Raw genomic sequence first — 24,500 nt, 5'->3', positions numbered from 1 at the left:
AAGTTGAAAAAAAGAAACCCCTATCCCCTCAAGATTGAGGGGCAGGGGAGTTGAAGTGTCGAAGACACTTTTTTATTGATTATTAATCTGTAGCATTACCGTTTAGGTGAAATAGTCCGAAAGTAAACAGCTGGTTTGTTTATAGACAATACTGTTTTTTTCGAAAATTCTGAATACAATCGCTTACAATTCTGTTTTTACAGGAACACATATTTCAGAACAAAGATAACAGCCAGAGCATACATAAGCGGGCTGATCTTTTTGTCTTTAGCTTTTCCGGTACAGACGTTGATTATAACGTAAGAGATAACGCCAAGTGCAATACCTTCGGAAATGCTGTACAGGAACGGCATTGCAATGATTGCGATAAATGCCGGAATCGCTTCTGTAAGGTCGTCAAAGTCGATCTTGGTTACAGAAGTCAGCATAAGGAATCCAACCACGATCAGAGCCGGAGCTGTCGCAAAGGAAGGAATCGCCAGGAAGATCGGGGAAAGGAACAGGGAAAGTGCGAACAAAATAGCGGAAACAAGTGAAGTAAGACCTGTACGTCCGCCCTCTGCAACACCGGAAGCGCTCTCAACAAATGTGGTAACAGTAGAAGTACCGCACATAGCACCTACAGTAGTACCAACAGCATCGGAAAGAAGAGCACCTTTGATTTTTGGAAGCTTACCGTCTTTGTCCAGCATGTTTGCCTTGGAAGCAACGCCGATCAGAGTTCCCAGAGTATCAAACATATCTACAAATAAGAATGCAAACATGATAACGATAAAGTCAAGTGAGAAAACTCCTGCGAAATCCATTTTCATAAAGGTAGGAGCCATACTCGGTACGGAAATTCCATTGGAAAAATCCGGTAGAAGACTGTAGAAACCTGCATCCGGATTTGGAACATAAAGCCCCACAAACTGACAGAGGATTCCAAGTGCCCATGTAATAAGGATGCCCCACAGGATACCACCTTTTACATTCTTTACAAGAAGAATGCCGGTAACAAGTACTCCAATCAAGGCAAGAAGAACAGTGATTCCAAGGTAATTGAAAGAACCATCTGACATGGAGCCCTTAAAGGAGAACATGCTTACCAGTGTGGAATCATTGTTTACAACGATCTTTGCATTCTGCAGACCAATAAATGCGATGAAAAGACCGATTCCAACAGAAACTGCGTGTTTCAGTGTCATAGGAATGGAGTTAAAAATTGCTTCACGTACATTAGTAAGGGAAAGCAGGATAAAGATGATACCTTCCACAAATACAGCAACCAGAGCCTGCTGCCAGGAATAACCCATGCCAAGAACTACGGTATATGCAAAGTATGCATTCAGTCCCATACCAGGTGCCAGGACAAACGGGTAATTGGATAACAGTGCCATCAGGCAGGTTGCAATGAAGGATGAAAGTGCAGTAGCAGTAAAGACTGCACCCCGGTCCATTCCGGCAGCGGAAAGGATGTTGGGATTGACAGCGAGGATGTAAGCCATGGTCATGAATGTGGTAATACCGGCCATGATTTCGGTCTTCACGTCAGTGTGGTTTTCCTTCAGGTGAAAAAGTTTTTCAAGGTTCATAAATGTACCCCCTTCTTTTTGCGGCACTTAAGTGCCGTTTTTTATAGTTTACAGGAATGTCTCGTCTGTTGCCTGGTGCAGTTTAGTAAATAACTATTTCACTCCGCAGATAAGTAAATGAAAATAGTTATTTCATGAAAACGACACTAGCCACGCGTGCAACATGGACTCCTGCAAATTTCAGCGTCTGTATATTTTGCAGCTGATACATATTCAGGAAGAATAATTTTCGTCCAATTTCTACAAAATAAACGTCAGCGATACTTATACTTACATCTTTGTGTGTTTATTTATATATTTGGCTTTGTATTTAGAATATACAATCGTCTGATCTTTATACAGCCCATAATATCCAGAAGCTGCATAGCTGATAGAAACGGCAATCAGATAGAAGGACACTCCCTTAAAGCCAAACATTTCAAAGGCAATCAGAATAGAAGTAATCGGGCAGTTCGTCACACCACAGAAAACAGCCGCCATTCCGCAGGCTGCGCAAAGGGAGGGAGAAAGTCCTATCAGCTGTCCTGCCATGCATCCGAAAGTGGCGCCTACGCAGAAAGACGGAACGATTTCACCTCCGCGAAAACCAGCCTTCATAGTCAGTGCAGTGAGGAGCATTTTCCAGAAGAAAGCCATATAATTGGTGTCTCCGGTCTCCACTGCTTTCTCAATAAGCTCAGCACCGGCTCCCATGTAGTCCGTAGTTCCAAGAATCAGTGTAATAAAAATAACCAGAACGGCACCGGCCACTACCCGTGCATATTTATTAGAAAAAAACCGGCCGTAGAATCTGGCTGTCTCATTTAAAATAATACAGAAGACAATACTGATCACTGCACATCCAAGGGCTACCACGCCCATTTTCAGCCCTGTTTCCAGGGAAAGTGCAGGAATATTTACTACGTGAAAAGCTTCTGGCGTAACGCCCATACCAGCCGCAAAACGGGATGCGATCAAAGATGCGATCATACAAGGCATAAGAGCTGTATAATACATAACCCCTACACTGACCACTTCCAAGGAAAAAACAGCTGCAGCCATTGGTGTGCCAAATAGTGCAGAGAAAGCAGCACTCATACCACACATAACGATCACATGACGGTCTTCCTCATCAAGATGGATCCATCTGCCAAGAAGATTGGCAATGCTGCCACCAAGCTGAATAGCTGCACCCTCACGTCCTGCTGAACCACCGGCAAGATGTGTCAATGCAGTCGAAATAAAAATCAGCGGACCAGATCTCCAGGGCACATCATCCTGGGAACGGACTGTAGAAAGGACTTGATTCGTGCCGCCATCGTCTTTTCCGAATTTCTCATAAAGAAATACGATGCAAAGTCCGAACAGGGGCAAGAGAAAAAAGGTCCACAGATGTGCCTTGCGGTAACCGGTCACTGCCTTCAGCACAAAAGAAAATAAAGTACTGAAAGCTCCCGCTATACATCCTACCACCACTGCCAGAAGCAGCCACTTAAGCAGGTTCCCCATGTCACGTCTGATAGCTCCGGAGTAATAGCGAAATTTGTCCTCCGGAGTCTGCCTGTTGTCTTTTTCCATAGTATTTTCGTCCTCTCATGTATAGTTGTGACTTACTCCATTTTGTCACCTGAAATAATTGTTTGATATTACTGGAAAATTCCTTTTATAAATACGAATTTATGCGTATTTTCATTATACTATATACGCTCAGAAAAAGCGACAAAAATTTTTGAGAATTTCAAAAATTGTCTATAATTTTAAAGCAGATTGGAAAATGGAAACATAATTTATTATAAGTTTCTTTTTATCGGGGAAAATAATGGAAAAATCCTTTTATACCGGAAAAGGAATCGGTGTGTGTATTCTGGATACCGGGATTTATGAGCATATAGATTTTACTGGCAGGATCTGGGCTTTTTATGATTTCCTGGCTTTTAAAAGGCGGCCTTATGACGATAATGGACATGGCACCCATGTAGCCGGGCTGGTGGCAGGAGATGGCACTGCTTCCATGGGAAAATACAGAGGCGCAGCACCTGGCTGCGGAATCATTTCCCTGAAGGTGCTTGACCGTTATGGAACGGGCAGTCAGGATGACGTGCTGCGGGCTCTTCGGTGGATTCGGGAAAACAGGCAGCAGTACAGGATCCGGGTGGTAAATATTTCTGTGGGAACTACCTGTAATTCAAAAAGAAACCATGCCAGGCTTCTGGAAAGTGTGGAGCAGCTGTGGGATGAAGGAGTGGTAGTGGTCACAGCTGCCGGAAACCAGGGACCAAGGCCGAGCAGTATCACAGCTCCGGGAAGCAGCAAAAAAGTGATCACAGTGGGCTCCAGCGATTTGTTGGAAGGGCGCAGTGCTATTTCAGGGAGAGGACCAACGGCGGAATGCGTGTGCAAGCCGGATATTGTGGCACCTGGAAATAAGATCATGTCCTGCGTGCCTGGAAAACCTTATTCCTATGGTGTGAAAAGCGGCACCTCTATGTCTACGCCTCTGGTGACAGGTGCCATTGCCTGTGCTTTGGAAAAAAATCCTGCACTTACCAATACGGATATCAAAACTATGCTGATGAATAGCGCAGAGGATATGGGACTGCCTCAAAACCTGCAAGGGTGGGGGAAATTTAACCGCAGAAAGTTTCTGAAAATGTAAAAGCAGCCAATTGTGTGAAAAGGATTTCTGCTTAAGTGATTTGAAGAAATGTACGAAAAAGAATACACAAACTTTGATAAAGAATTATCACTTTACAGTATAAAAGCACTTGACGAAGTCGCTTTAAGTGAGTAAAATGGACAGCAAGAGTTCCAAGAGATGAGGAGGAAATATCTATGGAAAACAGACGTGTTTCTATGAATCGCCACACAAACCTGCTTCAGTTAGAGGAGCATATGTATCCGCTTGTGGATGTTGCAACTCCCAATGTATTCCGAAATCTTTTTCCATATTCTGAAGTACCGAAGATTGCATTCAACGACCGAGTCGTTCCACATCATATGCCAGATGACATCTGGATCACCGATACGACATTCCGTGATGGCCAGCAGTCCAGAGCACCATACAGCACTGAGCAGATCGTAAGGATTTATGATTACCTTCATAAGCTGGGCGGACCGGAAGGAAGGATTCGTGCTTCTGAATTTTTCCTTTACAGTAAGAAAGACCGTGATGCTGTTGAGAAATGTATGGAGAGAGGCTATGAGTTCCCTGAGGTTACCAGCTGGATCCGTGCAAATAAGAAGGACTTCCAGCTTGTCCGCGATATGGGTATGAGAGAGACCGGTATCCTGGTAAGCTGTTCCGATTATCATATTTTTTATAAGATGAAAATGACACGTAAACAGGCGATGGAGCATTATTTAAGCATTGTAAAAGAATGTCTGGAAATCGGTGTTTCTGTCCGTTGCCATCTTGAAGACATTACACGAGCTGATATTTATGGCTATGTTATCCCATTCTGCCTTGAGCTGATGAAGCTTCGCCAGCAGTACGGCATTCCGGTTAAGGTTCGCTGCTGTGATACCATGGGCTACGGTGTTAACTATCCTGGTGCCGTGATCCCTCGTTCTGTACCTGGTATTATTTATGGTATTATGGTTCATGCAGGCGTTCCTTCTGAACTGATCGAGTGGCATGGACATAACGACTTCTATAAGGCAGTCAGCAACTCCACAACAGCATGGCTGTATGGTGCGTGTGGTGTTAATACTTCTTTGTTTGGTATCGGAGAGCGTACCGGAAATACACCTCTTGAGGCAATGGTATTTGAATATGCACAGCTTCGCGGAAACCTTGGTGGTATGGATACAACGGTTATCACAGAGCTTGCTGAGTACTATGAGAAAGAGATTGGCTACCACATACCGGAAAGAACTCCCTTCGTTGGAAAGAACTTCAATGTAACAAGAGCTGGTATCCACGCCGACGGACTTCTGAAAAATGAGGAAATCTATAATGTATTTGATACCGAGAAATTCCTGAACCGCCCGGTTGAGGTTGCCGTTTCCAATACTTCCGGAGCTGCCGGAATCGCACACTGGATCGACAGCCATTATCGCCTGAAGGGCGACCAGAAGGTTGATAAGAACAGCGAGCTTGTAAAGATGATCAAGTCCTGGGTTGACCAGCAGTATGAGGATGGCCGTGTTACTGTGCTTTGTGATACAGAACTTGAAGCAATTGTAGCAGAGACTTGCCAGAGACTTGGAATTACGTTAAAATAGGGTTGCTGCGGACATAGTTCACAGTTACCACAAAACATATACTAGGAGGTAATAATGGGTAAAATTCAAATGCAGACCCCTCTTGTTGAGATGGATGGGGACGAGATGACCAGAATTCTGTGGCAGTTGATCAAGGATGAGCTTCTTCTTCCTTTTATTGATCTGAAGACAGAATACTATGATCTTGGACTGGAATACAGAAATGAGACTGATGACCAGGTAACTATAGATGCAGCGGAAGCCACCAAGAAATACGGAGTTGCTGTTAAATGTGCCACCATTACCCCGAATAAAGCCAGAATGTCTGAGTACAATCTGAAGAAAATGTACAAAAGCCCTAACGGAACTATTCGTGCAATCCTGGATGGAACTGTTTTTCGTGCTCCCATTGTGGTAAAGGGAATCGAGCCATGTGTGAAGAACTGGAAGAAACCTATCACCATTGCCCGTCATGCTTACGGCGATGTATATAAGAATGCCGAGATGTACATTGACAAACCAGGAGATGCTATGCTGGTATTCAAAGGAGAAGACGGCGAGGAGAGAACGGAGCTGATCCATCACTTTGATACTCCAGGCGTGATCCAGGGTGTTCATAACCTGGACAAATCCATTACCAGCTTTGCAAGATGCTGCTTTAATTATGCCTTAGATACGAAACAGGATCTGTGGTTTGGCGGCAAGGATACCATTTCCAAAACATACGATGGCAAATTTAAAGAAATATTCCATAATATTTATGAAGCTGAGTTTAAGGATAAATTTGAGGCAGCAGACATTACGTTCTTCTATAGTCTGATTGATGATGTAGTAGCCCGCGTAATGAAAGCAGAAGGCGGATTTATCTGGGGCTGTAAGAACTATGACGGAGATGTTATGAGTGACATGATTTCCTCTGCATTTGGTTCTCTGGCAATGATGACTTCTGTACTGGTTTCTCCGGATGGATATTATGAGTATGAGGCAGCTCACGGAACTGTACAGAGACATTACTATCGTCATCTGAAAGGAGAGGAGACCTCTACCAACTCTGTAGCAACAATCTTCGCCTGGACCGGTGCTCTGAGAAAAAGAGGTGAGCTGGATCAGAATCAGGAGCTTATAGAGTTCGCAGATAAGCTGGAGAAAGCAACCCTTTCCACCATCGAAGGCGGACAGATGACCAAAGACCTGGCACTGATTACTTCCTTAAAGAATGTAAAAGTCCTTAACAGCCGCGAGTTTATTCTTGCAATCAGAGAGAAGCTTGAAGCCATGTAATAAAACAGACAGCTTTTAAAAGTTATTTGAAGTAAAAATGTTAATATTGTTATAAAAAACAGGAACGGTTTCGGATATTTATATTCGAAATTCGTTCCTGTTTTTGAAATAAATATGAAATGTAAGGCTCAAAAGAACAGGTTACTGGTAATTTATGCCAGCTCCTCCCATTTTTCATAAAGCCCTTCCAGTTCTTCTGCTATAGCAGCTTTTTCCCGGCTGAGCTTCGTGCATTCTGCCACATTCGTACAGATATCTGGCAGAACCATGGTTTCATCAATTTCTTTATCCCTTGCTTCCAGTTCTTCAATCCGTGCTTCCACTTTCTTCAGCTCATTTTCCCGTTTTCTCTTCAGAGCCTGTTCCTCTTTCTGCTGCTGCCAGGTGAGTTTGGTTTCAGAGACGTTTTCCTTAACTTCCTGAGCTGCGGTCTCCTGAGCAGGAGCATAAATCCGGGTCATCTCATCCTTCTTTTCCAGATAGTAATCATAATCACCGATATAATTGACAATGGCCTGGTTGGTCAGATCCATAATGCGGGTAGCAGTCTGGTTAATAAAATAACGGTCATGGGAAACGTAGAGGACAGTTCCTGTGTAGCTGTTCAGTGCTTCCTCCAGAATCTCCTTGGATGCAATATCAAGATGGTTGGTAGGCTCATCCAGTATCAGGAAGTTGGCTTCTGAGAGCATCAGCTTCGCCAGGGAAACACGGCCACGTTCACCACCAGAGAGAGAGGAGATCAGCTTAAACACATCATCTCCTGTAAAAAGAAAAGCAGCCAGCATATTGCGGATTTCAGTCTCAGTGAGAGTCGGATATGTGTCTGATATCTCCTGGAAAATAGTTTTCTCCATATGCAGAACATGGTGTTCCTGATCATAGTATCCGATCTGAACCTTGGAACCCAAGGCAAAGCGTCCTGCATCAGCATCCACAATTCCATTGAGAATCTTCAAAATTGTGGTCTTACCAGTACCATTGTTGCCAATCAGGGCAACACGCTCCCCACGTTTGATTTCAAAATTAATATCTGTAAACAAAGTCTGTCCTGGGAAAGCCTTGGAAAGTCCTTCTACAGTAAGTACATCATTTCCACTGATAAAACGTGGTTCCAAGGAAATACGCATCTGGTTATCAATTTCAATTGGTTTCTCAATGCGCTGGATCTTGTCCAGCATTTTTACACGGCTCTCAGCACGCTTAATGGATTTCTCACGGTTAAAGGAGCGGAGCTTGGTGATAACAGCCTCCTGATGTTTGATCTCTCTTTGCTGGTTCAGGTAAGCCTTGTACTGGGCGTCACGCAGCTGCGCTTTTTTCAGGGCATAAGCGGAATAGTTGCCTTCGTACATTCTCATCTGGGCAGCCTCGATCTCCACGATCTTGGTAACTACCTTGTCCAGAAAATAACGGTCATGGGAAACGATAAATACAGCACCCGGGTAGTTGAGAAGATAGGTCTCAAGCCATGCAATGCTCTCCATATCCAGATGGTTGGTAGGCTCGTCCAGAAGGAGAATATCCGGTTTGGAAATCAGAAGCTTGCCAAGTGCAACCCGGGTTTTCTGACCTCCGGAAAGGTTCTCAATCTGTTTGCCGTAGTCTTCTTCTTCAAATCCAAGACCTTTTAAAACACCTACGATTTCACTTTTATAAGCGTAGCCGTTTTCCAGCTCAAACTGGTGAGTCAGGCGGGTGTAGCTGTTCATCAGGCTCTCAAGTTTGTCTCCTGCTACGTATTTCATTTCCTGCTCCAGAGAACGGATCTTGTCCTCCATATCCAAAATGTACTGCTTGGTGGTCATCAGTTCTTCGTAAATGGTGTGATGACCGTGGATATCCTGGTACTGGGCCAGATAACCGATCTTCTTATCCTTGGCAATGACCACCTGACCGGAATCCGCGGAAATCTCCTCCATGATAATACGAAGAAGAGTTGTTTTCCCCGCACCGTTATTGCCGATGAGAGCGGCCTTTTCCCGTTCTTCTATGTGAAAAGAAGCATCCTGCAGGATCACCTTTTCCCCAAAAGATTTGCAGATGCTCTGACATGATAAAATCATAAGTTCCTCCTTAAAAAGGCGGTTCTGTATACACAGAAACAGCATTATTAGAATGTTCAATAGTATATTATACTTGAAAAATTTATTTTTTGAAAGAATAATTGTCAAATCACAAAAAAATTTGCAAAAATTTGTAATTCTGCACAACTTTAATTGACAAGAAAATAACATTTCGGTATAATTGACATAGTGTTACGCGGGCTGCCGTTTACAGGTAATGTTCCGCGATGCGTTTTTAGCGGAAAAATACAGGCAGCGGAAACAAGGAGGGGAACATTTTGGATGCAAAAGAGATCTCAAAGGCGGTAATTAAGAGATTGCCAAGATATTATCGCTATCTGGGGGAGCTGATGGAAGAGAAGGTGGAACGTATATCTTCCAACGACCTGAGTAAAAAAATGCATGTGACTGCTTCACAGATCCGACAGGACTTAAATAATTTTGGCGGTTTTGGACAGCAGGGATATGGATATAATGTAGAATATCTTTATACAGAAATTGGTAAAATACTGGGATTGGACACCATTCATCCCATGATCATCCTGGGCGCAGGTAATCTGGGACAGGCACTTGCCAATTATGGAGACTTCGAAAAACGTGGCTTCCGTCTGGTTGGAATTTTTGATATAAACCCGGTCCTGGAGGGGATTTCTGTTCGCGGGATTGAGATTCGGATGATCAACAGTCTCCCGGAATTTATCAGGGAGAATCAGGTGGAGATTGCTATTTTAACCCTGCCGAAGAATAAGGCCAAGGAGATGGCGAAGGTTCTTATTGACAATGGAATCAAGGCAATCTGGAATTTTGCCCATACAGATCTTGACGCCCCGGAGGATGTGATCGTAGAGAACGTTCATCTGTCCGAGAGTCTGATGGCACTGTCTTACAACTTAAGCCAGTATCGTAACGAACATAAAGAAAACAAAGAATAAAAGTCAAAGAGGACTGCTGCTTGTCTCGCTGAAGGATTTACAGGAGACCGGGCGGCAGTTTTGCATTAGGAGTGGCCTTATGAAAAAAGTTGTAACCTGCAGTCAGATGAAGCTGCTTGACCATGGCACTATTCATAATATGCATGTTCCCTCCCTGGTTCTCATGGAGAGGGCAGCACTTGCCACAGCAGAAGAGATCCGGAAATATCTGGAAAAGAAAAACGGTTCTGCTAATTTGAAAAAAGAACGGATTCTGACCGTCTGCGGATCTGGCAATAACGGAGGTGACGGCATTGCCATTGCAAGACTTCTGCATCTGGCGGGAATTCGTTCTGAGATTTATCTTGCAGGAAATCCGGATAAAATGACAGAAGAAACCCGACATCAGTGGGATATTGCCATGAGCTACCAGGTACCGGTAATGAATAACCCTGTATGGGATGAATATACTGTTATAGTAGACGGAATTTTCGGCGTTGGACTCTCCAGGGAGATTACCGGGAATTACAAAGAGATAATTGACCATATGAATGAAGCTCCTGCGTATAAAGTAGCGGTGGATATTCCGTCTGGCATTCATGGAGATACGGGAGCTGTTCTTGGAACTGCTTTTGAGGCAGATCTTACCGTAACATTTGCATATAAAAAACGTGGACTTTGTCTGTATCCGGGAAGAGCTTATGCTGGCAGAATTGTGGTGGCGGATATTGGAATTTATGACCGGGACCGTGATGGCAGTGAGCTTGCAAGCAAGGCTGCCTGGCATATGGAAAAATCTGACGTGAAAACTCTTCCGGCAAGAAAACCATGGGGAAATAAAGGAACATTTGGCAAGGTCCTTCTTGTAGCGGGTTCGAAGGGAATGTGCGGAGCAGCCTGCCTGAGTGCCAGTGCAGCACTTCATGGAGGTGCCGGGATGGTGAAGATCCAGACTGTGGAAGAGAACCGGATTCCTTTACAGAGCCTTTTGCCTGAGGCAATGCTGACCAGCGAATTTGATGAGGAAGCCAATAGGAAAAATTTAAACTGGTGTGATGTGCTGGTGATCGGTCCAGGGCTTGGAACAGAAGGCTCAGGAAAGGAAAGAATGCTTTGGTTCCTGGAAAACGGAGCAAAAGCAGGAAAGCCTGTTATACTGGATGCAGATGGTCTGAATATTCTGGCAATGCATCCACAGTGGATGAAATTCCTAGGGGAACAGACCATTCTCACACCCCACATGGGCGAGATGAGCCGTCTTTGCGGCTTGGATGTATCAGAACTAAAGGAAGACCCTGTAGCCCGTGCTTATCAATATGCAGAGAAAAGTGGCGGTGTTCTGGTACTGAAAGACGCATGTACAGTAGTGACTGACCAGAATGAAAAGCTGTATCTGAATCTTTCTGGTAATTCGGGAATGGCCACAGCAGGAAGCGGAGATGTACTTTCCGGTATTATCGCAGCTGTTCTCTGCATGTATTTAAGCTGTGAGGAAGAACAGGAGCTTTCCTATAAAGCTGCCCTGGCAGTGTATATTCATGGTCTTTGCGGCGATATTGCCAGAGAGAAAAAAGGATCTCACGGCATGACGGCGAAGGATATGATCGAAGCCCTGCCGGAAGTTTTGAAACTGGCAGAAGTTCAGAGTAAAGGATGAGAATTGTGACGTACATTTTGCAGAACGCCTTTTGGAGCATGCTCTGATAAATTTAGAAAATCGAGGAAAATGTTATGGAAAAATACAGTAGAATCAAAGCATTGATTTCTCTTGATGCAATCAGATATAATTTTGAACAGATGAAGAAGAACATAAAAGAGGGAACAAAGATCATCGCAGTAATCAAAGCGGATGCATATGGTCACGGTGCAGTACCTATTGCGAGAATGCTTGAGGAATTTGATTATATATGGGGATTTGCTGCAGCTACAGCCCAGGAGGCATTACAGCTTCGAAGAGCCGGGATCACAAGACCGATTCTGATCCTGGGACTGGTATTTGAAGAATATTATAAGGAACTTGCCGAAAATGATGTGCGCATGGCCGTCTGTGATTATGAGACAGCCAGGAAATTTAACAAAGCTGCTGAAGAAGCAGGCAAAAAAGGTCTGATCCATCTGGCTGCGGATACCGGCATGACCAGGATCGGATTTAAGGACAGCGAAGAGAGTCTGGAGGAAATCCGCAGAATTGCAGCTCTTCCCAATGTGGAAATTGAAGGTTTATTCACTCACTTTGCAAGAGCAGATGAATACGACCGCACCCCGGCAATGGTTCAGCTGAAACGATATCTTGATTTTGCGGATCTTCTGGAAAAAAATGGAATCCATATTCCACTGCATCATTGTTCCAATAGTGCCGGAATAATCCGTGTACCGGAAGCCAACCTGAACATTGTCCGTGCAGGAATTACCATTTATGGAATTTATCCCTCTGAGGAAGTGGAAAAAGACATTGTAATGCTGAAACCTGTAATGTCACTGAAGAGTCATGTTTCCTACGTGAAGGATGTGGAGCCGGGGGTTCAGGTAAGCTACGGTGGAACCTACACGACAGATCATATTACAAAGATAGCGACGATTCCTGTTGGATACGCAGATGGATACCCAAGAATGCTTTCTAATAAAGGCTGGGTTTTGATCCATGGAAAAAAAGCGCCGATCTGTGGCAGAGTCTGTATGGACCAGTTTATGGTAGACGTGACAGAAATCCCGGATGTAAAGACAGGGGATGAAGTGACACTGCTTGGAAAAGATGGAGATGAGGTTATCAGTGCAGATACACTGGGAGATCTGTCAGGCCGTTTTTCCTATGAATTTCTATGTGATATCAGCAAGCGTGTGCCAAGGATCTATATCAGAGATGGGAAAGAGTGCGGCGAGCTGACATATTTTGACTGAGGATATTTAGATTTCCCTTATCTGCTTTGCAAGAACCCGTAACGAATTGCGGGAAAAATACCACACATGTATACACATGAAAAAAGTTGGAAATACTTATTTTCAGAAAAGTAAAAGTAAAACGGAGTGTGAATTGTGTGGTAATTAAAAGAGGGGATATTTTTTATGCGGATCTTCGGCCCGTGGTGGGAAGCGAGCAGGGAGGTATCCGACCGGTACTTATTATTCAGAATGATGTAGGCAACAGACATAGTCCTACCGTGATCTGCGCAGCGATTACATCCAAAATGAACAAGGCGAAGCTGCCCACCCATATTGAGATTGATGCATCGGCCTATGGAATTGAAAAAGATTCTGTAATTTTGTTAGAACAGCTTCGCACCATTGACAAGAGAAGATTAAAAGATAAAGTATGTCACCTGGACGGTCCTATGCTTGACAAGGTGAACCATGCTCTTGAAATCAGCCTGGAGCTTACATTCTCTTGACGAAAAGAAACTTTAGTGATATAGTTGTAAAGTCTCAGCGGCATTGACTGCCGCAATTGCACATTCGTGCTGCTGTGGAATAAGGAAGCAGCAGTATGTTTTCGTTACTGCGAAGGTAATAAGCAGTAACGCTGTCTAGGAGGAACAAAGGTTTAATATATGGAATCTGGCAGTAGTATGCCCCTGGCGGGCTTTGTCATTTTATTATTGCTTTTGTGGCTGAATGGTATTTTTTATGGATTTTCAGCTGCAGTGCACAATCTGAGCGAAAACGAAGTGGAGAAACGGGCGCAGGAAGGAGATAAGAAAGCAGTCTTTCTTCTTTCCCTGATCAACAATCCTGTTTCATTTGTCAATGCGATTCCGCTGATTGTTATGGCTTCCGGAGTCTGTTTCGGAGCATTTATCGTTCCATGGGCTACCGAGACCTTTCATCCCTACATAAAGCATTTGGCTGCATTGATCCTGGTGCTTGCACTGGTGATCATTCTGCTTGCGTCTCTTGGTATTCTTACATTCAGGAGAATCGGAACCTATCACCCGGAGAAATATGCATATCGGTATATGAAGATTGTGGGATTTTTTACCAGGATCCTGTATCCTTTTACTATGTGCGTAACCTTTATTGCCAAGCTGGCAGCAAGGCCATTTGGTGTTGCTTTTAATCAGTCAGAGGATCCGGTGACGGAGGAAGAGATCATTTCCATTGTAGATGAAGCCCATGAGCAGGGTGTCATTGAGGAAAACGAAGCAGAGATGATCCAGAATATCATGGAGTTTACGGACACTGAAGCCAAGGACATTATGACGCATCGCAAGAATGTGATCGCATTTGATGAGGAGGACAATCTTCAGACCATTGTGGATACCATGCTTGAGGAAGGAAATTCCCGTTATCCTGTATTTAGAGAGACGATAGATAATATAGTAGGAATTATTCATTATAAAGATGCTTTGAAATTTCTCACCAGGAATTCCTGGGCGAAGTTCAAACCCCTTAAGGATCTGCCGGGATTGATCAGAGAAGCTTCTTTTATTCCGGAGACAAGGGGAATCAGTGATCTTTTCAAATCCATGCAGATGAAGAAAATTCATATGGCAGTGGTAGTGGACGAGTATGGACAGACTTCAGGAATTGTCTCAATGGAAGATATTCTGGAGGAAATCGTAGGAGATATTCTGGATGAATACGATGAAGACGACAGTACGTTCCGGACGCAGAAGGATAACAGTGTGATCATTGACGCACTGGCGTATCTGGAAGATGTAGCGGAAGAGCTTGGAATTGATTTCGGTAAAGTGGAATTTGAGACCTTAAATGGTTATCTGACGAATCTTCTTGGACATATTCCCACAGAAGATGATCTGGATAAAGAAATTGTTGTAAACGGCTACCGTTTCAGAATTCTTTCCCTTGGCAACAAAACCATCGGAAAGGTGCGGGCCGAAAAGATAAAAAAAGAACCAAAAGGAGAGGATAAGAAATGTCAGGACATTCAAAATTCGCAAACATAAAGCACAAGAAAGAAAAAAACGATGCTAAAAAAGGAAAAATCTTTACCATCATCGGTCGTGAGATCGTAATGGCTGTTAAAGCAGGTGGTCCGGATCCGAACAACAATGGTAAGCTTCGTGACGTTATTGCAAAGGCAAAGGCAAACAACATGCCAAACGATACCATTGAGCGTGGTATTAAGAAAGCAGCCGGTGCTGATTCCGCAGACAGTTATGAGAAAGCTGTATACGAAGGATATGGTCCGAATGGTGTTGCCATCATCGTTGAGACTCTGACTGATAACAAGAACCGTACAGCCAGCAACGTAAGAAACGCTTTTACAAAGGGTAACGGAAGCATTGGAACCCAGGGCTGTGTATCCTATATGTTCGATCAGAAGGGTCAGATCATCATCGACAAGGAAGAGTGCGAGATGGACGCTGACGAACTGATGATGACCGCTCTTGATGCAGGTGCTGAGGATTTCAACGAAGAAGAGGACAGCTATGAAGTTCTCACTGCTCCGGATGATTTAGGTGCAGTACGCGAGGCTCTTGAGGCCGCAGGTGTTCCGCTTCTTGAGGCACAGGTTGCCATGATCCCGCAGACAACTGTTGAACTGACAGATGAGAAATCCCTTAAGGATATCCAGAGAATCCTTGATCTTCTGGATGATGACGACGATGTAACAGATGTATGGCATAACTGGGACGAATAATTTAATCAGATTTGCAGATACTACCTCCATACGATTGTGTGGAGGTATTTTTTATGCAGCAAAGAGAGGATAATGAAGCAGAAAGTGAAAAAAAAGAATCTGTAGAAAAAGAAGAACAGCAAAATAAGCAGATCCGTGATATGGGACAGGTTATTTTAAATGAGAATTCCAATAAATACAAAGTGGAACTTCTGACGATCATCGGTGAGGTAGAGGGGCACGAATCGGCGCCGTCTCACAGCAAAACTACCAAATATGAGCATGTTTTGCCAAAGCTTGCCATGATCGAGGATGACAAGTCTGTGGACGGGCTTCTGGTTTTGCTTAATACTGTGGGCGGTGACGTGGAAGCTGGTCTTGCCATTGCAGAGATGATCGCCTCTTTAAGCGTGCCCACAGTGTCCCTGGTACTTGGAGGCGGTCACTCCATTGGTGTTCCCATGGCTGTATCTGCAGATTATTCTTTTGTAGTTCCCAGTGCCACCATGGTGATCCACCCTGTTCGCACAAATGGCATGTTTATTGGCGTCGCCCAGTCCTACCGCAACATGGAGAAAATCCAGGACCGGATCACCACCTTCATTTCCAGTCACACTCACATGTCCCAGGAAAGACTGGAAGAACTAATGCTGGACACTACGCAGCTGGTAAAAGATGTGGGAACTATGTTAGAAGGTCCGGAGGCAGTGAAAGAAGGTCTAATCGATGAAGTTGGAGGAATGAAAGAAGCTCTTGGGAAATTATATGATTTAATTGGGAAAGAGAAAAGCAAATCCCCTGAAAAATGAAAAATTATACATTTTTTGGAAAAAATATAAGAAAAACAGGAGAATTTTATTTTACTAACCTGTCTTTTTGTGCTATAGTGTTATAGGATATGACCGACACAAGTGTCCATACAGCGGACATATACATGAAGTGACGGTTAAATATAGGTTACTGCCCGCGGAGTGAGCAGCAACAAATATAGTACTTCAGGAGGGAACTATGTATAAGATACTCAACGCAGAGAAACTTTCTGCAAATGTTTTTCTTATGGATGTGGAAGCTCCTCGTGTGGCTAAGCATTGTCTGCCTGGCCAGTTCGTCATCGTGAAAATGGACGAAGTAGGAGAGAGAATTCCGCTTACAATCTGCGACTATGATGCAGAGAAAGGTACTGTAACAATCGTTTTCCAGCCGGCTGGTGCTTCAACAACCAGAATGGCCCAGCTGAAAGCAGGCGATTACTTCGAAGATTTTGTTGGACCTCTGGGACAGCCATCTGAGCTTTGCCATGAAGATCTCGAAGAGCTTAAGAAGAAAAAAATCGTTTTCGTAGCAGGTGGTGTTGGTACAGCTCCTGTATATCCTCAGGTGAAATGGCTTCACGAGCATGGCATTACCGCTGATGCGATCGTTGGTGCCAAGACAAAGGATCTCCTTATTCTTGAGGACAAGATGAAAGAAGTATGTAATCTGTATGTTACTACAGATGATGGTTCTTATGTACGTAAAGGTATGGGTACAGATGTACTTCGTGACCTTGTGCAGAATCAGGGCAAAGAGTATGATCTCTGCGTTGCAATCGGACCGATGATCATGATGAAATTTGTCTGCCTGTTAACAAAAGAACTGAACATTCCTACAGTTGTCAGCATGAACCCGATCATGGTAGACGGAACCGGTATGTGCGGAGCCTGTCGTTTAATGGTTGGCGGCGAAGTGAAATTTGCCTGCGTAGACGGACCGGAATTTGATGGACATAAAGTTGATTTCGACCTTGCCATGAAGAGACAGCAGATGTATAAGACCGAAGAGGGACGTGCTCTTCTGAAGCTTCAGGAAGGCGATACCCATCACGGCGGATGCGGACATTGTGGAGGTGACAAATAATGGCAGATGTATTAAAGAAAGTACCAGTCAGAGAGCAGGCTCCTAAGGTTCGTGCTACTAACTTTGAAGAGGTTTGCCTTGGTTACAATAAAGAAGAGGCAATGGAAGAAGCAAACAGATGCCTTGGCTGTAAGAAAGCAAAATGTATGGAAGGATGCCCGGTATCTATCAATATCCCAGGCTTCGTTCATGAAGTAAAAGAAGGAAACTTTGAAAAAGCTTACCAGATCATCGGTGAGTCCAGTGCTCTTCCGGCTGTTTGCGGACGTGTATGTCCTCAGGAGACACAGTGCGAGGGTAAATGTATCCGCGGTCTGAAAGGGGAAGCTGTTTCCATTGGTAAACTGGAGCGTTTCGTTGCTGACTGGGCGAAGGAGAATGGTATCAAACCAGTTCCGGCTGCACAGAGGAACGGACATAAAGTTGCAGTGATCGGTTCCGGTCCTTCCGGACTTACCTGCGCCGGAGATCTTGCAAAGATGGGTTACGATGTAACAATCTTCGAGGCACTTCATAAAGCTGGTGGAGTTCTTGTTTATGGTATTCCGGAATTCCGTCTTCCAAAAGACAAAGTAGTTGCAGCAGAGGTTGAAAACGTAAAATCTCTGGGTGTTAAGATTGAGACCAACGTTATCATTGGTAAATCCGTAACAATCGACGAGCTTCTTAAAGATGAGGGCTTTGAGGCTGTATTTATCGGATCCGGTGCCGGACTTCCTATGTTCATGGGAATCCCGGGTGAGCAGGCTAACGGTGTATTCTCCGCTAACGAGTACCTGACACGTAACAACCTTATGAAAGCATTCCGTGAGGATTATGATACTCCGATCGCACATGGCAAGAAGGTTGCTGTTGTTGGTGGTGGTAACGTTGCTATGGACGCTGCAAGAACTGCACTTCGTCTTGGCGCAGAGGTACATATTATTTATCGTCGTTCAGAAGCAGAGCTGCCTGCACGTAAAGAGGAAGTTCATCACGCAAAAGAAGAGGGCGTACAGTTTGATCTTCTCTGCAATCCTGTTGAGATCCTTACAGATGACAAAGACTGGGTAACCGGTATTAAATGTATCCGTATGGAGCTTGGCGAGCCGGACGCTTCCGGAAGAAGACGCCCTGTTGAGATTCCTGGTTCTGAGTTTACCATCGACGTTGATACTGTTATCATGTCCCTTGGTACAAGCCCGAACCCGCTGATCTCTTCCACAACTATCGGCCTTGATGTAAACAAGAGAAAATGTATCATTGCTGACGAAGAGTTTGGTAAGACTTCAAAAGAAGGCGTATATGCTGGTGGAGATGCTGTTACAGGTGCTGCAACTGTTATCCTTGCTATGGGAGCAGGTAAAGCAGGTGCACGCGGTATCGATGAGTATATCAAAAGCAAATATGCAAAATAAAAGCTGCTGGCCGCAAAATGGACAGTAACAAATAATATGCACTTTTTTGCTGAGAAGTAAGAAGGTGTGAGTTCCCTGTCTGGGATTTCGGTTTGAAATCTCAGGCAGGGTTTTTTCTATATATTAGAGCGTGTTTGAAAAATAATTCCTGCAATCTCACGCCCCACAGACAAAACAGTCGTTCGATTAAAGTTGTATCTTTGCCTGCTTTGTGGTATAATAGGTACGCTTGACGGGTTTTCGCGGCCCGTCTTATCCCAAAGAAAAGGAAATATTGAATATGTCAGTTTTACAGGCGATTTTATTAGGAATTGTTCAGGGGATCACGGAGTTTCTTCCTGTGAGCAGTTTCGGACATCTGGCAGCCATAGAAAATGCAATGGGAATTACACGAAACACTGCAGTCCTTTTTGAAGTGCTTCTTCACATAGGCACGATGGTGGCAGTTTTTTTTGCATTCCATGAGGATCTTCGCCGGATCGGAGAGGAGCTTCTGGGCATGATCATGGATATAATCGGGAATGTAAATATCTATTTTCACAACAGGAAAACCGGTGAGAATCTCCACTATGCCAGAGTGGTGCACGGAACATACCGTAAATTTACAGCGATTATGGCTGTATCATTTATTCCCACAGCATTGCTTGGATACATTTGCAGAAGACTGGTGACAAGAGCGGCGATTTCCCCGCTTCTTCCAGGAGCATGTATCCTTGTGACAGGAGTGTTTCTTCTTGTGACAGACCTCAGTAATATCGGTGGAATCAAGACACCGAAAGATGTGACTTATGACAATGCCATGTGGATTGGAATTTGTCAGGGGATTTCCGTATTTCCAGGTATATCCAGATGTGGAATGACGATTTGTGCAGGCTTATTATGCGGTTTCAGCAGGAAATTTGCAGTGAAATATTCTTATCTTATCAGCATTCCGGCAGTTCTAGGCTCTCTTTTTCTGGAGCTTGGACAGTTTACCACGCCAAAGATGAGTGTGTCTCTTGGATTTACCTATGTCTTTGGTATGATCGTGGCGGGAGTAGTTGGATATTTTATGATACGCAATCTGCTCCGCATTTTGCAGCATGCGAAACTGCGCTATTTCGCATTTTACTGTTTTGTGGCAGGAGCCATAGCGCTTATTAGCAATTTTGCATAACTGTCCGGCAGGAAAGCTTACAGAAACACGGATCGGTTACAAATTTGCCTGATGAAGGGGGAACTTTTTAATGGCAGCGTCTAATACGCCGAAGAAATCAACAACCAAACGTGGTACATCCGCGAAGAAAAAATCTTCCGCACGTACCCAGTCTAAAAAGAATACAGCAGGAAAGCAGTCAATATCCAGCGGCTTTCAGACGGAAATCATACTTCTGGTGCTGATGGCGGCAGCGATCATTCTTATGGTAAGTTGTGTCGGACTTGGTGGAAATGTCGGAGGAAGCATCAGCAAGGTACTCATGGGAGTAATGGGACTGATGGCTTATATTTTTCCCGTTGTACTTTTTATTATGGCAGCATTTCTGATCTCCAATAAGGGAAATGTGCTTGCTTATAAAAAAACAGCCGCCGCCGCAGTTCTGTTTCTGATCTGCTGTGGACTGGCACAGCTTTTTACAGAAGGCTATACAGAGAGTACAACTCTTGCAGAATATTACAGGATCAGTTCTGAGTATCGTACTGGTGGCGGAGCCATTGGAGGCGCAATCTGTATTTCTACAATCTCCGCATTTGGAACCATCGGTGCTTATGTGATCATTGTACTTGTGATCCTTGTATGTTTGATCCTGATCACGCAGCATTCTTTCCTGGGATTTTTGTATAAGATTTATGATAAGATCCTGGAAGCTGTGAAGGGGCAGCAGGCGCTCTATCAGGAGGGAGCACCGGAGCGTCAGCTGAAGAAGCAGCTGAAAGTCCAGCAGCGCCAGCTGGCAGCCCAGGAGCGCCGTGAGAAAAGGATGCAGGAGCTGGAAGCTGCACTTGCCGAAGAAGGGATTACTTCAGATATGGTGGAAGAACCATCCCGTTTTGAGAAAAAGGCAGCCAAACAGAAAGGGAAAAAGGCTTCCAGGACAGCTGGAAATGATTCCAGGGCAAATTCCCGGATGAGAATGCGTGGAAATAACCAGGCCCGGGGCAGAAGAGGAGAAAACCTGGATTCTACAAGCTTTCTTGCAGGGACAGATTTATTTGAAGATAGAAATTCCGAGGAAAGCGGGGAATCTGTGGATCAGGAATTTCCTTTAAATCCAGAGAATGCCATGAATCCGGGAGATGCAGGATCACTGGAGAATATGACTACAGTGAATGGAGAATTTTCCGAGAGTGCTTCTGCTCAGAATCTTCCGATTAATACAGGAAAGTATGTGGATATCAGTGAGTATCGGGTCCAGGATGATGATCTGTCAATTGATGACAGATCATCACAGGAGGAAACACAGCTGCAGTTTGCAATTCACCGTTCTGAGCCAGAGCAGTCAGACGAGCCAGATCTGAATACGAGCGCCTCCTCTGGACAAGATGATCCTGTACCGTCATATTCTATGGAAAAGGATACCACGGAAGAGGACGGTACTGTCTATATGAAAAATCCAGTTAGCAGTGACCAACCAGCTGAGGCAGAGGAAGAAGAAAACAGTTATGATGGAGTGGATTTTAATGAAGCTATGGCTACCATGCAGAATGCAGTTGCTTTGACGAGAGATACTTCTGGCGCAGCAGGTGGCGCTGCCCATGGATCTCCGGCAACTTCTGGCTTCCACTCTTCTGAAGCTTCTGACGAAATGGCAGCGGGGAATGGAGTTTCGGATGAAACTACTTCCCGTCAGTCGGCGAAGAATCCTAAGTCTTCCAGGCAGGAGATTGCCAACGGAATTGTAAATATCCAGCATGAGATCAAAACCCAGGAAGCGGCGGTGAAAAAGGAATATCAGTATCCGCCTGTGAATCTTCTGAAACGTGGAAATGGGAAATCCCAGGGAGATTCTGATTCCCATCTTCGAAAGACAGCTCAGAAATTACAGGAAATCCTGTATAATTTCGGAGTAAATGCCAAGGTTACAAACGTAAGCTGCGGACCTACAGTTACCAGGTATGAGCTGCAGCCGGAAATGGGTGTAAAGGTAAGCAAGATCGTAGGTCTCTCTGATGATATCAAGCTGAATCTTGCCGCGCCGGATATCCGTATCGAAGCTCCGATCCCGGGTAAAGCAGCTGTAGGTATCGAGGTACCAAATAAAGAACACAGTGCGGTTATGCTCCGTGATCTGATCCAGAGCCCGGAGTTTATGAATGCCAAATCCAAGCTGGCTTTTGCTGCTGGTAAAGATATTGAGGGTAAGACGATCGTGGCAGATATTGCCAAGATGCCCCACCTTCTGATCGCAGGTTCCACCGGATCTGGTAAATCTGTTTGTATCAATACACTTATTATCAGTATTTTATATAAAGCCAAGCCAGACGAGGTTAAGCTGATCATGATTGACCCGAAAGTGGTAGAGCTTAGTGTTTATAATGGTATCCCGCATCTGTTCATTCCGGTTGTCACAGATCCGAAGAAAGCTGCGGGGGCTCTGAACTGGGCAGTAAATGAGATGAGTAACCGTTACAATACTTTTGCAGAGTATGGGGTACGAAATCTGGAAGAGTTTAACCGCAAGATTGAGAAGATGAAGTTCCCGGAGGGAGAGCAGCGCCCTGAGAAAATGTGTCAGATCGTCATTATCGTAGATGAGCTTGCAGACCTTATGATGGTTGCACCAGGGGATGTGGAGGACGCTATTTGTCGTCTGGCCCAGCTGGCCCGTGCTGCAGGCATCCATCTGGTTATTGCTACCCAGAGACCGTCTGTCAATGTTATTACCGGTCTTATTAAGGCGAACATGCCGTCACGTATTGCCTTTGCTGTCACTTCCGGTGTGGACTCCAGAACCATTCTGGATATGAACGGCGCAGAGAAGCTTCTTGGTAAAGGAGATATGCTGTTTTATCCGCAGGGCTACCAGAAGCCTGCCAGACTGCAGGGAGCCTTTGTTTCAGATGACGAAGTCAGCAATATTGTGGATTTCCTTGCAGATAAAAATCCACGGACAGATTACGACAATAAGATTGAACAGCAGATGAACAATGCGGTTCTTACAGCTGGCGGAAGCTCTGGCGGCAATGAGCGAGATGTCTATTTCGAGCAGGCGGGTAAGTTCATTATTGAGAAGGAAAAGGCTTCCATCGGTATGCTGCAGAGAATGTATAAGATTGGATTTAACCGCGCAGCCCGTATTATGGATCAGCTCTGTGACGCTGGGGTAGTAGGTACTGAAGAAGGTACGAAGCCGCGTAAGGTACTGATGAGTATGGATGAGTTCCAGACTTATGTGGAAGAGCATTTGTAAAAATTTATATGATACCAGTGTCAAAAGGTCAAAAAGCCGTTCGTGCTTGCACGATAAGGCTTTTGAACTTGGGACACGCCAAATATGAGAAAGTAGCGATTTACGAAGTAAATCAGCGGATTTCGAATATTTGGAGGATTGCGGGAGCAGCGTAGCTGCGTAGCAATCCGGGTATCAAATGAGTGTCAAAAGACCTTTTGACACTCATATCATTTATATAAATTGGTATAACAGTTAAGAAAATATATGTAAAGGAGACAATAAAAATGGTAAAACATATGGTAATGTGGTCATTTAAAGAAGAGATTCCTGAGGAGAAGAAGCCTGAATTAAAAGCACAGATCAAAGAACATCTTGAAGGTCTGGTTGGTGTTGTGCCAGGGCTCATTAAGGCAGAGGTTGTTACAGACCTTCTTCCATCCAGCACACGTGATTTGTGCCTGATCACTGAGCTGGAGAGCGCTGAGGCACTGGCTGCCTATGTAGTAAATCCGAATCATGTTCATGTTGCGGACACTTACGTAAGACCAAATGTATGCGACCGTGTAGCAATGGACTTTGAGGTGTAAATGGAAATTCGTATTATCACAGTTGGAAAAATTAAAGAGAAATACCTGAATGACGGAATTGCAGAGTACGCCAAGCGCCTTGGCCGCTACTGTAAGTTGAATTTTATCCAGGTGCCAGATGAGAAGACTCCGGATAAAGCTTCCGATGCGCTGAACCGTCAGATCAAAGAGACGGAGGGCAATCGGCTTCTTAGCCATATTCGCGATACAGATTATGTGATTACACTTGCTATAGAGGGTAAAATGCTGGATTCTGTAGAGCTTTCTGACCTGATTGCCAGATTAGGCGTTCAGGGAAAAAGCAGCATTGCCTTTGTGATCGGAGGATCACTTGGGCTTTCTGATGCTGTTTTGAAACGGGCAGATTATAAGCTCAGTTTTTCAAGAATGACGTTTCCGCATCAATTGATGCAGATGATTCTGTTGGAACAAATTTACAGGGGATATCGGATTATGAATCATGAGCCTTATCATAAATAATGAGATTTCATTTTTGTAAAGTTCCATAAATGATAATTACAGACACAAGAACTCCCAGATGTTAGAGCATGTTCGAGGCAGCTAACATCCGGGAGTTTATTAGTTTACACGAGCAATCAGTCAAAACCTAAAGCCGACGTTTGTGTAAGTTTCTGGCGATTGCTGCCATAACGCGCAA

19 protein-coding genes are annotated in these 24,500 nt (G+C 44.4%); 16 read left to right on the top strand and 3 right to left on the bottom strand.

Going from position 1 to position 24,500, the window contains the following annotated elements:
* Window positions 1-197: 197 nt before the first annotated feature.
* Both AB5706_RS20620 and AB5706_RS20615 read right to left on the bottom strand, forming a co-directional pair.
* Window positions 198-1,574, bottom strand: coding sequence for an NCS2 family permease (locus AB5706_RS20620; RefSeq protein WP_173770874.1), 1,377 nt, complete (start codon window positions 1,572-1,574; stop codon window positions 198-200).
* Window positions 1,575-1,844: 270 nt separating this feature from the next.
* Entirely contained in the window at window positions 1,845-3,131 is a 1,287-nt protein-coding gene (locus AB5706_RS20615; RefSeq protein WP_173770875.1) for a chloride channel protein, read from the bottom strand.
* A gap of 241 nt (window positions 3,132-3,372) precedes the next feature.
* On the opposite strand from AB5706_RS20615, the gene AB5706_RS20610 reads away from it, so the two are divergent.
* The 3 genes from AB5706_RS20610 to AB5706_RS20600 all read left to right on the top strand — a co-directional run bounded on the left by AB5706_RS20610 (window position 3,373) and on the right by AB5706_RS20600 (window position 7,037).
* Window positions 3,373-4,209, top strand: a complete 837-nt coding sequence (locus AB5706_RS20610; RefSeq protein WP_368366300.1) for a S8 family peptidase — start codon at window positions 3,373-3,375, stop codon at window positions 4,207-4,209.
* A 197-nt stretch (window positions 4,210-4,406) separates the two neighbouring features.
* Entirely contained in the window at window positions 4,407-5,777 is a 1,371-nt protein-coding gene (locus AB5706_RS20605; RefSeq protein ID WP_373131965.1) for a 2-isopropylmalate synthase, read from the top strand.
* 54 nt (window positions 5,778-5,831) lie between these two features.
* Complete coding sequence (locus tag AB5706_RS20600) at window positions 5,832-7,037, top strand: NADP-dependent isocitrate dehydrogenase (RefSeq protein ID WP_173770877.1); 1,206 nt, start codon at window positions 5,832-5,834, stop codon at window positions 7,035-7,037.
* Between the two features lie 152 nt (window positions 7,038-7,189).
* Here the strand turns inward: AB5706_RS20600 and abc-f are convergent, their stop codons facing one another.
* Window positions 7,190-9,103: a ribosomal protection-like ABC-F family protein gene (gene abc-f, locus AB5706_RS20595; RefSeq protein WP_173770878.1), complete on the bottom strand. Its 1,914-nt coding sequence runs from the start codon at window positions 9,101-9,103 to the stop codon at window positions 7,190-7,192.
* Between the two features lie 278 nt (window positions 9,104-9,381).
* Between abc-f and AB5706_RS20590 the strand changes: the two genes are divergently transcribed.
* The 13 genes from AB5706_RS20590 (at window position 9,382) to rlmH (ending at window position 24,322) form a co-directional block, all read left to right on the top strand.
* Window positions 9,382-10,035: a redox-sensing transcriptional repressor Rex gene (locus tag AB5706_RS20590; protein ID WP_173715574.1), complete on the top strand. Its 654-nt coding sequence runs from the start codon at window positions 9,382-9,384 to the stop codon at window positions 10,033-10,035.
* A 79-nt stretch (window positions 10,036-10,114) separates the two neighbouring features.
* Entirely contained in the window at window positions 10,115-11,671 is a 1,557-nt protein-coding gene (locus AB5706_RS20585; protein WP_173770879.1) for an NAD(P)H-hydrate dehydratase, read from the top strand.
* A gap of 74 nt (window positions 11,672-11,745) precedes the next feature.
* Window positions 11,746-12,912 (top strand): alanine racemase, encoded by a 1,167-nt coding sequence (gene alr / locus AB5706_RS20580; RefSeq protein ID WP_173770880.1) that lies wholly within the window; start codon window positions 11,746-11,748, stop codon window positions 12,910-12,912.
* Between the two features lie 137 nt (window positions 12,913-13,049).
* Window positions 13,050-13,400 carry a type II toxin-antitoxin system PemK/MazF family toxin gene (locus AB5706_RS20575; protein ID WP_021926628.1) on the top strand — a complete coding sequence of 117 codons (351 nt, stop codon included), beginning with the start codon at window positions 13,050-13,052 and terminating at the stop codon, window positions 13,398-13,400.
* Between the two features lie 159 nt (window positions 13,401-13,559).
* Window positions 13,560-14,915, top strand: a complete 1,356-nt coding sequence (locus AB5706_RS20570; protein WP_173715577.1) for a hemolysin family protein — start codon at window positions 13,560-13,562, stop codon at window positions 14,913-14,915.
* On the top strand, window positions 14,885-15,613 hold the full coding sequence (locus tag AB5706_RS20565) for a YebC/PmpR family DNA-binding transcriptional regulator (protein WP_118578401.1): 729 nt from the start codon (window positions 14,885-14,887) through the stop codon (window positions 15,611-15,613). Before AB5706_RS20570 ends, AB5706_RS20565 begins: the two co-directional genes overlap by 31 nt.
* Window positions 15,614-15,666: 53 nt before the next feature.
* Complete coding sequence (locus tag AB5706_RS20560; RefSeq protein ID WP_118578400.1) at window positions 15,667-16,401, top strand: ClpP family protease; 735 nt, start codon at window positions 15,667-15,669, stop codon at window positions 16,399-16,401.
* Window positions 16,402-16,600: 199 nt separating this feature from the next.
* Window positions 16,601-17,488 (top strand): sulfide/dihydroorotate dehydrogenase-like FAD/NAD-binding protein, encoded by an 888-nt coding sequence (locus tag AB5706_RS20555; protein WP_118578399.1) that lies wholly within the window; start codon window positions 16,601-16,603, stop codon window positions 17,486-17,488.
* Entirely contained in the window at window positions 17,488-18,885 is a 1,398-nt protein-coding gene (gene gltA / locus AB5706_RS20550) for an NADPH-dependent glutamate synthase (protein WP_173770881.1), read from the top strand. Before AB5706_RS20555 ends, gltA begins: the two co-directional genes overlap by 1 nt.
* 280 nt (window positions 18,886-19,165) lie before the next feature.
* A complete protein-coding gene (locus tag AB5706_RS20545; protein WP_118578397.1) occupies window positions 19,166-20,041 on the top strand; it encodes an undecaprenyl-diphosphate phosphatase in 876 nt (291 codons plus the stop codon).
* Between the two features lie 70 nt (window positions 20,042-20,111).
* Entirely contained in the window at window positions 20,112-23,273 is a 3,162-nt protein-coding gene (locus AB5706_RS20540; protein ID WP_173718686.1) for an FtsK/SpoIIIE family DNA translocase, read from the top strand.
* Between the two features lie 266 nt (window positions 23,274-23,539).
* Window positions 23,540-23,842, top strand: a complete 303-nt coding sequence (locus AB5706_RS20535) for a Dabb family protein (protein ID WP_173770882.1) — start codon at window positions 23,540-23,542, stop codon at window positions 23,840-23,842.
* Window positions 23,843-24,322, top strand: coding sequence for a 23S rRNA (pseudouridine(1915)-N(3))-methyltransferase RlmH (rlmH, locus tag AB5706_RS20530; RefSeq protein WP_173718688.1), 480 nt, complete (start codon window positions 23,843-23,845; stop codon window positions 24,320-24,322).
* Window positions 24,323-24,500: the final 178 nt, after the last annotated feature.

Source organism: Ruminococcus sp. RTP21484sp1_RTP21277st1_D2_RTP21277_210401 (genome assembly GCF_040924225.1).
Taxonomy (GTDB): Bacteria; Bacillota; Clostridia; order Lachnospirales; family Lachnospiraceae; genus Blautia_A; species Blautia_A faecis.
The sequence above is the reverse complement of the archived record's forward strand: the minus strand, read 5'-3'. Positions and strand labels throughout refer to the sequence as shown.